A 12,546-nucleotide genomic window follows, 5' to 3' on the forward strand; every position below is an offset into this window, starting at 1 on the left:
CGACGCCGCTACACGCCGCGCCGCAGTTGCGCAAACACTGGCGTCGTCTGTGTGCGGAACTTGGCAATACGCAAACGAATCGCGCGTGAGCGCGCCCGGTATTGCTCGGACAATTCCCCTTTGTAACCGCGCCCATCGCTTACCAAACGTCACACTATCTATAAAAAACAGTAGCTTAACGGCATGTTTCCGGGGGATTGCATGTCCGTGACAAAACGGTATACCGTATATTGTAGGTCAAAAGGCCTGGGTCGGGATGGTCGCCGAGCGCGACACCACATCTAAGGGGGGTACAATGAACACAAGGACTTTGCTGCGCGCGACCACGGGCCTGACGGCAGTGCTGGTGGGCATCGCGCCAACCCATTCGTTTGCCCAGACCGTGCCGACCGAAGCACCGATCAGCGATGAAGCCGCCGTCGACGAGAGCGATGTCGTCGTCGTCGGCGTGCGCGGCAGCCTGACCGCGGCGGCCGAGCGCAAGCGCAACGCCGCGCAGATCAAGGACGTCATCGTTTCCGAGGATGTCGGCAAGCTGCCCGACAACAACGTCACCGAAGCGATCTCGCGCGTCACCGGCGTGCAGATCGATCGCGAGCGCGGCCAGGGCCAGAACGTCACGATCCGCGGCCAGGGCGGCGTGCAGACCACGGTCAACGGCAACAACACCAATCTCGGCGATGGCCGCTCGATCAACCTCGCCGACATTCCGGCCGAACTGCTCAAGTCGGTCGAGGTGTACAAGACGCGCACCGCCGACCAGGTCGAAGGCAGCATCGCCGGCACGGTCAACGTCGAACTGCGCCGTCCGCTGGATCTGAAGAAGGGGCTCACGGTCGCGGGCAGCGTGCGGGGCGTCTACGAGGATATCTCCGAGAAGATCAGCCCCTATGCCAGCTTGCTGGTCGGTGACCGGTTCGACACCGGGATCGGTGAGATGGGCATCCTGGTCAACGCATCGTGGACCAAGACCAAATATTTCGAGAATTATATCGAGAGCGAATCGCCGTATCTGGCGGTCGGCTCGGCAACCGATCCGACCACGGCGCTAGGCTCACTGCCGGCGGCGCAGCGCGGCGCAATCATTCCTTATCGCGCCTTTTACGGCCTCGAGCGCGGGGAGGTCACGCGTCCGGCGATAAACGGCGTGCTGCAATGGCGCGCCAGCGACGAACTCGATTTCGTGCTTGAGGGTGGCTATCTTGGGACGCGTGAGAAGCGCGACACCAGCCGTCTGTTCATCTTCGCGCGCGAGGGCGGGACGATCTCGAACCTGGTGCTCGGCGAGGACGGTCGCACCGCGCAATCGCTGACGATCAACAATCCCAACGGCGTGAACGCCGGGGTCGATTCGATCTACAATACGCTTCGCTCCAATCTCTACACGAGCAATTTCGAGGCGCACTGGCGCGGCGAACGCGCGCAGATCAACGCGAGCGTCCAGTATAACAAGAGCGACGAAGGCTATTATTTCGTCGAACAAGTGCTGCGGTTCCGCAACCAGACCTCGGCCAGCATCGACTTCAATTCCGACCAGGTTCCCGGCGGCGCGCCGTTTATCAGCTTCGGCAGCACCGATCTGAGCAATATCGGCAATTACGTGGTCGATCGCTTCCAGGACAATCGTGGCGGATCGAACAACAGCGAATTCGCCGCACAAGTCGATCTCACGTTGAAACTAAGCGAGGCCAGCCTCCTGCGCTCGCTGCAGACGGGGTTCCGTTTCTCGACCCGCGATGCCGAGCGCTATTACGGCTATCGTGACGGTCTGCCGCGGATCGGCGGCCAGCGCACGCCGTTGTCGGCATTCCCCGGCGGGAGCAACGCATCGCTCGTTTCGCCGCAGATCGACGGCGTGACGACACCGGCTTGGTATCAGATTCCGGGCGCCACGCTGCTCGACAATATCGGTGCGATCCGCACCTATATTCAGCAGAACGATCCGGGCAGTGCGGCACGCTTCGCGAGCGAATTTCCGCCAAGTGACCAGGGCCAGACCTTCACGACCAACGAAAACAATTTCGCGGCCTATGCACAGCTTAACTACAGCTTCAACCTGGGCTTCCCGATCGACGGTGTGGCAGGCGTGCGCTACGTCAATACCTATGGCTCGGTGAACAGCTTCGACTATCGGCCGGGCAACGCATCGACCAACAACCAGGATATTGTCCAGGAGGCCACTGGGCGCGGCAACTATGTCGACATTCTGCCGAGCATCAATGCGATCGTGCATTTTGCGCCAAAGCTTCAGCTGCGCGTGGCCTATACCAAAAACGTCCAGCGCCCGGGCTTCTACGATCTCCGCCCGTTCGCCTTCGTGGAAACACGCGCGAACCCGGTAATCGTGTTCGCGGGCAACCCAAACCTCAAGGCGCAGAAGGGCGCCAACTGGGATGCGTCGCTCGAATATTATTTCGGGCGTGCAGGGCAGGTCTCGCTGGCGGGCTACATCAAGAGTGCCGACGGCTATCTCTATTACAGCCGGATCGGCGGCCAGGCGCTCGATGCCTACGGCCTTCCGGGCCAGACGGGCTTCGTCGAGCAATTGCGCAACGCGGGTAAGGGCACCTTCAAAGGCATCGAGGCGAGCGCGCAGAGCTTCTTCGATTTCCTGCCCGGCTTCTGGCATAACTTCGGCGCCAGCGCGAACTTCAGCTATCTGGCAACGGCGCGGATCGAATATCCCTATCCGGAAGATTTCCCCGGCGCGTTCGATTCACCCGGCACGTCAAAATACACCGCCAATGCAGCGCTGTATTACGATACGCCGGTGTTCAGCGCGCGTGTCGCCTACAATTACCGCTCGAGCTATCGACTCGGCGTCTTTACCGACAATCCCGCCTATTCGCCTTATAACGGCGCAACCGAGCGGCTAGATGCGGCGATCAACGTCACGCCGGTGAAGTTCATGACGCTGTCGCTGGAAGGCACCAACCTGACGGGCAACAATGCGCGGCGTTATTTCGGCCAGGATAATCTCCTGCCGCTCGGCGTGCGGTTGCAGGCGCGCACTGCGCAGCTGAGCGCGCGGTTCCGCTTCTGAGGTGACCTCGCGCCGAACCGGCGCAAGAGGTAGGACGACCTGCGGGGTCGCGGCAGATGCCGCGGCCCCGCTTGGTTTGTGGGCGGTAGCGCCCCGCAAGCGTGTGCTCCTGCGCAGGCAGGAGCCCAGGGTGGTGGGCGGGGTCGCTTGTGGCGCTTGGCTCCTGCTTTCGCAGGAGCACGGATGCCTGGTTCACGGCGCCGGGAGGGGCACGCAGGCCGCTCGGGCGCGTGCCTCGGCGACGGGTGCCGATCATGCGGGCGCGTGCTCGTGCGCAGGCAAGAGCGCAGGATGCGGGCGGTGCCGCTTGCAGCTCTAGGCTCCTGCTTTCGCAGGAGAACGATGATCTGGCGCATCATCAGCGGCGCGCCCGCTCTTGCTGGCGCGCCGCTCGTGCCTCAGTTCGGCGTCAGCTCGACCGTCGTCGGTGCCGCGCCGAGCGGGATCGCCTTGGCGCCGCGTTCGGCGGTGCCGCTGCCGATCGTGTACTGCCGCCCGCCCTGGATCGTCGTCTCGACCGAGACGCGCGCGACCGGCGTCGCGGCGGTGGCGGGATCGAGCGTCAGCGTGATCCGGCCGCTGGTCGGCGTATAGCTGGCCGAACTGATCTTGCCCGACGCGAGCGTGATCCAGGTGCCGGCCGGCGCGACGAACAGGCGCGAGCGGGCGCCGTCCTTGGGCGTGACGGTGATCTGCCCGCCCGTCTGGCGGAGGTTTCCGCCATAGCTGATCCAGCCGAACTGCGGGTCCTGCACGACATAGGTCGCCGCGGCATAGGCGTGGCCGAAAAAGCCCATGCCGTAATCGCCGGTATAGGGATCCCAGGACATCATGTCGGGCCAGCTGTGGAAGGCGGCGGACGAGAAGCCGTTCTGATCGATATTGGTGATCCCGCCCATCAACCCGCCATAGGCGACGCGCAGCAGATGCGCGTCGGCCGGGTTGGCGCGGTAGGCGTCGAACAGCGGCACGGCGTTGAGCGCCGAGCCGTAATGGTGGATCTGCCGTTCGATGCGCGGATATTTGCCGCCGTACAGGAAATCCCAATAGCGCCGGGCATTGCCGTTATAGCCCCAGCTCGGGATCGTGGGATCGTAGCCCAGGATCACTTCGCGCGTCTGATCGGCCTGCTTCTGATAGCCGAAATAGCGCAGCCAGGCATAGACTTCGGGCTGGCCGGTCGAATCCCACGCCATCTCGCTGCCGAACGGGTAGGGGAGCGACGCCCAGTGATCGGCGCGGCCCTTCATCAGCCGCTCCATCTCGGTCGCCTCGGCGGTCATCTTCTCGCGCTTCAGGTCCTTCAGGATGTCGACGAACACGTCGCCCTCCATCAGCCCGAACTGCGTGTAATAGGGCGCGTCGCGCATCATCGCGACGGTCGTCTGATAGGCGCGGCCGAGATAGAAGCGCCAGTCGTGCTGCGTGACCAGCCCGGGATGGTTGCGCGCGACGCGGTACAGCACCCAGTGGCCGATGGCGACGTGCGGGTAATTGTACGCGCGGCCGAGATCGCCCGAATCCTTCTTCGACCAGGAGGTCCAGGATTTCCAGTTGCTGGCCTTGTCGTAATAGGCGGGGAATTCGCTCGGCTCATAATAGAAGATGCTCTTCTTCACCGCGCCGGCGGTCGGGCCGTCGGCAACCTGCAGCTTGCCGATCACGGTTTCGTTGACGACGCGCTCCAGCTTGGCGACTTCCGCCGGCACCGGATTGTCGAGCTGCTTGATCATCGCCGCGACCCAGGCGCCGCCGCCGCCCTCGTCGCTCATCCCGGCGATCCACACGCGCGGTTCCTGCGTGATGATCTTGTCGGCTTCGCGGTCATAGCTGAGGATCGCCGGCGCACGCTTGAACGGATCGCTCTTGTCGTCGAAGAATTGCTTGGTGGTGGCGAAGCGGCCGAGATCGGCCATCGTCTGATCGAGCGGCTTGGTGACGAAATAGCTCACCGTCTGCACGCTGCCATCGGCATAGGTAATCGACAGCCGCGCCTGGCCCCAGGCCACGCCGCGCACGTTGTACTTGGCCCAGCCCTTGGCCGAGCCGGCGGCCGTGACGGTCAGCGCGCCAGCCGGATAGCTCTCGATCTTGCGGACCTTCTGCGGCGCCTTGAGGAACAGGCTGGCCTCCAGATCGGTCGGCACGACATAACCGGGCACGCCGACCGCGACGGGCCGTGCCTGCGCGGTCAGCGTCGCCTCGATGCCGCGGATCGACGGTGCTGCCACGAACCGCACGCCGATCGCGCGCGAGGCGCCGGGGGCAATGGTGAAGCTGGTCGGCGCGTTCCACTGTTCGCCGGCCTTGCGCCATTCCTTCTCGGCAAAGCCCTTGCTCGCCACGGTCCAGTCGTAAAAGCCTTCAGAAGTCTGGCCACGCTGGCTCTTGTCGGTGAAGATCGACACGGCGGATTTGTCGCGCGGCTCGAGATTGGGGCGATAGGCCTCGAGCGGCGTGCCCTTCTCGGGCAGGACGAGCAACGCCGCGCCCTTGCCGCTCAGCCGCGTGACCTGCAGATAACCGGCATCGCGGCCGATATAGGGATCGACGAAGCTGGCGCTTTCATGCGCCTGATCGAGATTGCGATCGCTGATGATATTGTCGAACACCATCGGCAGGCCGAGCGCGCCAACTTCGACCGGCGCCTTGGACGTGTTGGTCAGCACGAAGCGCAGCGCCAATACGCCCTTCTCGTCGACCCAGCGGCGCTCGACCTTGAGCGGGATGCCGGCGCCCATCGAGGCGGTGATGTCCGCCGCGGCGATCGTCCTGCCGCCCTTGGGCAGGACGCGGATCGCCTTGCGGGCATGCGCGGAGGCGAAATCCTGCCAGTCGCCCGCGCCGCTCTTCAGCCGGATGTTGAGATCGCCGATATGCTGATAGCCATCGCCCTGGCGCTCCGCCTCGCGCCCGCCGGGGGTGAAATCGAATTTCGGATCGGTCTTGGGCGAGAGGCGCGCCAACGTCTGCGTGTCGCTCCGCAATGCCGCCTCGAATGCGCCGATGGTGAACGGCGTGGTGGCGATCGGCGGATACACCTTTTTGGGCGCCTGCGCTTCCTGCGCGAACAAGGCAGGCGTCAATGCGGTGATCGAACCGCCGGCAAGCAGCAGGGCGATCGGGGTCAGCGTGCGGGACAAGGTCATGATATTTCTCACTGGCTCTGGGCGGCCGGGGCCGGCGCGGGGGCCACGGGGGGCAGGGGGGGCGGTGCTTCGTCGAGCAAGTTACGCGTGAAATAGTCGCGGAATTTTTTCCAGAAGAACGGCTGCGACACGCGGTGCGTGGTGTTGGGCAGGATCACCAGATCGACGTCGCGCTCAGCGCGGATCAGCGCATTGGCAAGATGCATGCTTTCGGTCACCGGCACGTTGTCGTCGATATCGCCGTGGATCAGCAGCAGCTTGCCTTCGAGATTGCCGGCCACCGACATGTTCGAATTGCGCTCCCACACCTCGGGCGCGGGATTGCCCATCGACACTTCCGGCCACCACGCCTTGTCGAGCCGGAGATCGTGATTGCCCGACGAGGCGACCGCGACCTTGAAGAATTTTGGGCGGCGCAGGATGAAGCGCGCGGCATCATAGCCGCCGGCCGAGCCGCCATAAACGCCGACCCGCGTCGTATCCATGTACGGATAGCGTTTCGCCATCTGCTCGATCAGCGCGATGTGATCGTCTATCCCGACCTCGCCGAGATTTTGATAGGCCGGCAGGCGGAACGCCTGGCCGCGGCGCGACGTGCCACGCCCGTCGATCGTCACGACCACCGCGCCCAGTTGCGCGACGCTGTTGGGGTTGACCCCGATCGCCGCGTTCCACGATGCGGGCACCTGCGTCGTGGTCGGGCCGGTATAGACATTGTCGATCACCGGATAGCGGCGCGAGGGATCGAAATTGGCCGGACGGAAGATCATGCCGTAGATCGGCGTCTTGCCGTCCGCCGCCACGCCCTGGAACGGTTCGGGCTTGGTGAAGCCGCTGGCGTAGAGCGCGGTGGGATCGGCGCGGCCGAGCTCGGTGACGATATGGCCGTCGCGCGCGTCGCGCAGCACGGTCACAGTCGGCGTGGTCGGGCTGGACATGGCGTCGATCGCATAGCGCCCGTCCGACGAGACGGTCACGTCATGGTCGAGCGGTTCGGGGGTCAGCAATTTGGGCTGCGAGCCATCGAGATCGACACGGTAGAGTCCGCGCCAATAGGGATTGCGATCCGCTTCGCGCCCGATGCCGGTCAGCAGGAGCGAGCGGCGCGCGTCATCGACATGCTCGACCGACAGTACTTCCCAGTCGCCACGCGTCAGCGGCAGCGCATCGTCCGGCGCGTTCGGCTGGACGAGATACAGTTGCGCCCAGCCGCTGCGCTCGGAAATATCGAGTTCGCCGCCGAGTTCGGGAGCGGGGCGCAGGCTGCTCGAGGTGACGGTGACGATCGGCTTCATCGCCTCGCGCGCGGTAACCGTCGCGGCGCCCGTCGCCGGATCGACGTCGTAGACGGTGAGCGCGCCGTAGCCGCGATCGGTGCGCTGGATGCGGATGCGCTTGCCCTGCCAGCCCATGTCGGGATCGGCCGGGTAGAGCAGTTCTTCCGCCGGCACCTGCACCGGCACGATGCGCGCCTTGCCACGCTTCAGCGCCTCGGCGACGTCGATCACCAGCCGCGTAGCGGTGGGCAATTTGGCCGCGCCGGCCAGCGGATAGATATAGCGGAAGCTGCGCGGATAGGGGCTGCCCGGGACATTCTGTTGCGTGAACGACAGCGGGTGGACGCCGCGCGTGTCGAGCCGCCAGGTCAGGATCTTGCTGCCGTCGGGCGACCAGCGCACCGAGACGGGCATGGTCGGTTCCTCGGTGCCCTGCTTGAGGATCTCGTCCATCTGCGGAATGCCGCGGCCATAGGGCTGCTCGCGCGTGCCGTCGCTGGTCAGCGCGACCTCGCGGCCGCCCTTGGCGGGGACGGCGTACAGATTGTAATCGCGGGCGATGACGCGCAGGCGGCCGTCGGGCGACAGACCTTCGTCATCCTTGTCCGGCTGCTCGTCCGCCACGCGTAACGCGCCCGTCTGATAGGTCCAGCGCTTGTCGAACGCCTCGAAGCTGAGCGCCCCCGTAGCGTCGACCTCGGGGCGGCGGAACGACAGTTCGCCCGGCTTGATCGGCTTGCCCACGGCCTTGGCCAGCAACTCGCGCAGCACGTCCTCGGCGACGATCTCGCGCGGCTGGCCGATGGCGGGATCGAGCAGCATGATCATGCGCTGCCCCAGCGCACCGCGGCGATAGATCACCTGCTTGCCGTCGCGCGAGAAGGATGCGCGCAGATCACGGTCGACGACCAGCTTGTCGATATCATTAAGGTACCGGTCCGCCAGACGATAGCGCGCGGCGATCGGCATTTGGGCGGGAGCGGGGGCGACCACCGGCGCGCGCAGTGTCGGCGCTGGGGCGGCGACCAGTTGCGCTGCAATTAGGAGCGGGAATGCGGCCATCAGATGCCGCTCGAAATTGCTGGACGATGATTGGTCACGGCGCTCCCCTTCGCCGACCATACAGCAAGCCGCGTCCACCGGGTCAACAATATTATACGGTATATAATTCCGACTGGTTTGGTTGGGGGATCGTCAGCTCGTGGGGCGCCGCATCCTGAACAATTCGCCGAGCTCGAAATAATCCGCCGGCCCGCCGCCGCGCATGATCGGGTGCGCGCGGGCGGTTTGGTACACACCGTCTTCCAGCATCGCGCGGTCGATATGGATGCCGATCGCCTCGCCGATCACCAGCCACTGGTCGAGCTCGCGACCCTCCTTGGTCTGCAGCCGGATCAATTGCGTCAGCCGGCATTCGAACGTGACCGGGCTGGCCGCGACGCGGTCCGGCGCGACGAGACGTGAGGCGCGCGTCTCCAGCCCGGCGGCGGTGAATTCGTCGACCTTGGCATCGGTCGCGCTGGCGTTCATCGCCTCCGCCAGCGGGCGGGTAACGAGATTCCACACGAACTCCTTAGTTTCGGCGATGTTGGCGACACTGTCCTTCCATCCCATGGACGAGAAGCCGATCAGCGGCGGGCGATAATTGAACACATTGAAGAAGGAATAGGGCGCGAGATTGCGCACGCCCGCGGCGCTCACCGTGCTGATCCAGCCAATCGGGCGCGGCGCGACGATCGCGTTGAGCGGATCGTGCGCCAGGCCGTGGCCCTGCGCGGGCTCGTAGAAATGCGGGTCGGACATGCGGCGTTGTTCCTGATCGGTGCGATTGCGGTTCTAGAACGCCGCAGAAAGGGATAAGCAACCAGCATGGTCGAGCAATCTCCCCCTGCCGCGCCCGGCACCATGATCCATCGGCACGCGCTGGCCACGCGGCTGTGGCACTGGGTCACCGCGATCGCGATGTTCATCATGATCGGCAGCGGGATTGGCATCCTGAAAGCGCATCCGCATCTCTATTGGGGGCGCTACGGGGCGAATTTCGACTCGCCCTGGTTGTCGCTGAGCTGGATGCCCGGCTGGGTGAGCACCGGGCTCAACATCCTGACCCTCCCGACCAATTACAATCTCGCGCTGTCGCGGCGCTGGCATCTGCTGTTTGCGCTGGTGCTGGCGTTTGCGCTTCTCGCCTTCATGATCGTCAGTCTCGTCAACCGGCATTTCCAGCGCCAGCTGCGCGTGCGCGCCGGAGAACTCGCCCCGCGCAACGTGCTGCACGATCTGAAGGAACATCTCGCCTTTCGCTTCCACGATCCGGCCGATCCCAGCGCCTATAATATCTTCCAGAAGCTCTCCTATGTCGGCGTGATCTTCGTGCTGATTCCGCTGCTGATCCTCACCGGGCTCACCATGTCGCCCGCCCTGAACGCAGCCTGGCCCTGGCTGCTGGATCTGTTCGGCGGGCGGCAATCGGCGCGCTCGATCCACTTCATTGCCGCGTTCGGCATCACCTTGTTCATCGTCGTGCATCTCGTGCTGGTGATTCTGGCAGGGCCGATCAACGAGCTGCGCTCGATGATCACCGGGCGCTGGCGCGTGCCGGGAGACGATTCATGACGCTGATCACCAGGCGCGGGCTGATCGGCGGCGCCGCCGCCTCGGCCGGGGTGCTGCTGTCCGGGTGCGACAAGCTCGCGCAGAACGAGGAATTCCGCAAAATCCTCTTCTCCGGCGAGAAGATGAACCAGGGGCTGCAGCGCGCGCTGACCAATCGCGGTGCGCTGGCACCGGAATTCCGCCCCGATCAGATGTCGCCGCGCTTCCGCACCAACGGCACGCGAGATCCCAACACGCCCGATTACAATGGGCAGGCGGCGGCGCGCTTCGCCAATTGGCGGCTGCAGGTGCAGGGGCTGGTCGCGCGGCCGCTGTCGCTGTCGATGGCCGACATCCGGCAATTGCCGGCGCGCACGCAGATCACGCGGCACGATTGCGTCGAAGGCTGGAGCGCAATCGGCAAATGGGGCGGGCCGCAGCTCTCGACCGTGCTCGACGCCGCGGGGCTCAGCGATCGCGCCCGCTACATCGTGTTCACCTGCGCCGATCTCTACAATGGCGCGCCCTATTACGAATCGATCGACCTGGTCGATGCGCGCCATCCGCAGACGATCCTCGCCTGGATGATGAACGATGCGCTGCTCGATATCGGCCATGGCGCGCCGCTTCGGCTGCGCGTCGAACGCCAGCTCGGCTACAAGCACGCCAAATATGTCATGCGCGTCGATGCGGTCGCCAGCCTCGCCGGGATCGGCCGCGGCAAAGGCGGTTTTTGGGAAGATACGGTCGATTACGATTGGTACGCCGGCATTTAAGTCATTACGTGGGCGGCATGGCACTGATCGACCTTTTCCTCGCCCGCCGCGTCACGCAGGGGCAGCTCACCGTCCACCATGCCGACGGCAAGACCACGCAGTTCGGCACGCCCGATCCGGCCTTTCGCGACGTCACGATCCGCTTCACCGACAAGGGGGCGGCGAACTTCATCGTGCGCAATCCCGGGCTTGGCGCGGCAGAGGCGTTCATGGACGGGCGGCTGATCGTCGAGCAGGGCGATATCCGCGATCTCGTCAATCTGCTTTCGGGCAACGGCAAGTGGGAAGCGGGCAAGCGCACGCTGAAGCCGCATCCGCTGCGCGAAGCGGTCGCCGCGGTGACGCACCGGCTCAACCGCATCAACATGACGCGCAAATCGAAACAGAATGTCGCGCATCATTATGATCTCAGCGACCGCCTGTACGATCTGTTTCTCGATGCCGACCGGCAATATAGCTGCGCCTACTTCACCGATCCGGACAACAGCCTGGAACAGGCGCAGGACGACAAGAAGGCGCATATCGCCGCCAAGCTGGCGCTGAAGCCCGGCATGCGCGTGCTCGATATCGGCTGCGGCTGGGGCGGGATGGCGCTGTACCTGCATGCCAAGACCGGTGCCGAGGTGCTCGGCGTCACGCTGTCGGAGGAGCAGATCAAGGTTGCCCGGCGGCGCGCCGAGGACGCCGGCGTGGCCGACAAGGTGAAATTCGAACTGATCGATTACCGCCACGTCACCGGGCAGTTCGACCGCATCGTCTCGGTCGGCATGTTCGAACATGTCGGCCCGGCGCACTACAAGGCGTTCTTCCGCAAGTGTCGCGAACTGCTGACCAGCGAAGGCGTGATGCTGATCCACACGATCGGCCGCATGGGCAATCCCGGCGTGACCGACGATTTCACCGCCAAATACATCTTTCCCGGCGGCTATAACCCGGCGCTGTCGGAAATCGTGCGCGGCTATGAAGGCCTCAAGATGTTCCCGACCGACATCGAGGTGCTGCGGCTGCATTACGCCTATACCTGCGATCAATGGTACGACCGCACGGTGGCCGCGAAGGCACAGATCGTCGCACTGTATGACGAGCGCTTCTATCGCATGTGGACCTTCTACCTCGCCGGCGCCGCCCAGGCGTTCCGCTTCGGCGGCCTGGTCAATTACCAGCTGCAGATGTCGCGCTCGCGCACCGAGCTGCCGATCACGCGCGATTACATGATCGAGGAAGAGCGGCGGTTGCGGGGCTAATCTCTAAACCCCTTCCTCCACGGAAGGGGCTTATTGGCCACTCACTCCGGGATAGGCCGTGCGCATATAGTCGAACGCTTCGCTTGCCAGCGTCTCCAGTACGCCCGCATCCACCTCGCCAAGCTTCTTGATGTAGAGACAGCCCGCGCCGGTCGAATGCTTGCCCAACCTGGCCAGCAGCGTCTCGTAACGCGAGAAACCACCGGGGATGTACAATACGGTCTGCGCCTTACGCGGCGAAAAGCCGATGCGGCACATATCGCCTTCGCGGCCGCTATCGTAGCGATAGTGATACGTGCCGAAGCCGACAATCGCCGCGCCCCACATCCGCGCCGGTTCGCCGGTCACCCGGGCGAGCATGGCGCAGATCGCCCGCGCATCCTCGCGGCGCTGCGCGGGTTCGACGGTGGCGAGGAAGTCGTCGACGTTCGTCTCGGTCGCCTGGGTCTTGTTCTCCGCCAC

The 12,546-nt window shown here is 64.6% G+C and carries 8 protein-coding genes; 4 read left to right on the forward strand and 4 right to left on the reverse strand.

What is annotated here, in order from left to right; translation table 11 throughout:
• Positions 1–295 precede the first annotated feature (295 nt).
• Complete coding sequence (locus NV401_RS05320; protein ID WP_261293352.1) at positions 296–3,043, forward strand: TonB-dependent receptor; 2,748 nt, start codon at positions 296–298, stop codon at positions 3,041–3,043.
• Positions 3,044–3,441: 398 nt separating this feature from the next.
• Here the strand turns inward: NV401_RS05320 and NV401_RS05325 are convergent, their stop codons facing one another.
• The 3 genes from NV401_RS05325 to NV401_RS05335 all read right to left on the reverse strand — a co-directional run bounded on the left by NV401_RS05325 (position 3,442) and on the right by NV401_RS05335 (position 9,272).
• Entirely contained in the window at positions 3,442–6,192 is a 2,751-nt protein-coding gene (locus NV401_RS05325; protein WP_261293353.1) for a DUF5695 domain-containing protein, read from the reverse strand.
• A gap of 8 nt (positions 6,193–6,200) precedes the next feature.
• Positions 6,201–8,531 (reverse strand): S9 family peptidase, encoded by a 2,331-nt coding sequence (locus NV401_RS05330; RefSeq protein WP_261293354.1) that lies wholly within the window; start codon positions 8,529–8,531, stop codon positions 6,201–6,203.
• A gap of 132 nt (positions 8,532–8,663) precedes the next feature.
• The gene (locus NV401_RS05335; RefSeq protein ID WP_261293355.1) at positions 8,664–9,272 is read right to left on the reverse strand and encodes a flavin reductase family protein; all 609 of its coding nucleotides are present in this window, start codon (positions 9,270–9,272) and stop codon (positions 8,664–8,666) included.
• 66 nt (positions 9,273–9,338) lie between these two features.
• Here NV401_RS05335 and NV401_RS05340 point away from each other — a divergent pair, with 66 nt between their 5' ends.
• From NV401_RS05340 to NV401_RS05350, 3 genes are read left to right on the forward strand one after another with little or no spacing between them, the layout of a single operon-like run.
• Positions 9,339–10,085 carry a cytochrome b/b6 domain-containing protein gene (locus NV401_RS05340; protein WP_261293356.1) on the forward strand — a complete coding sequence of 249 codons (747 nt, stop codon included), beginning with the start codon at positions 9,339–9,341 and terminating at the stop codon, positions 10,083–10,085.
• The gene (locus tag NV401_RS05345; RefSeq protein WP_261293357.1) at positions 10,082–10,840 is read left to right on the forward strand and encodes a molybdopterin-dependent oxidoreductase; all 759 of its coding nucleotides are present in this window, start codon (positions 10,082–10,084) and stop codon (positions 10,838–10,840) included. The genes NV401_RS05340 and NV401_RS05345 overlap by 4 nt, the downstream gene beginning before the upstream one ends.
• A gap of 17 nt (positions 10,841–10,857) precedes the next feature.
• The gene (locus NV401_RS05350) at positions 10,858–12,084 is read left to right on the forward strand and encodes an SAM-dependent methyltransferase (RefSeq protein WP_261293358.1); all 1,227 of its coding nucleotides are present in this window, start codon (positions 10,858–10,860) and stop codon (positions 12,082–12,084) included.
• Positions 12,085–12,114: 30 nt separating this feature from the next.
• On the opposite strand, the gene NV401_RS05355 is transcribed toward NV401_RS05350, so the two are convergent.
• Complete coding sequence (locus tag NV401_RS05355) at positions 12,115–12,546, reverse strand: DUF1801 domain-containing protein (RefSeq protein WP_261293359.1); 432 nt, start codon at positions 12,544–12,546, stop codon at positions 12,115–12,117.

Source organism: Sphingomonas hylomeconis (assembly GCF_025370105.1).
Classification (GTDB): Bacteria; Pseudomonadota; Alphaproteobacteria; order Sphingomonadales; family Sphingomonadaceae; genus Sphingomonas; species Sphingomonas hylomeconis.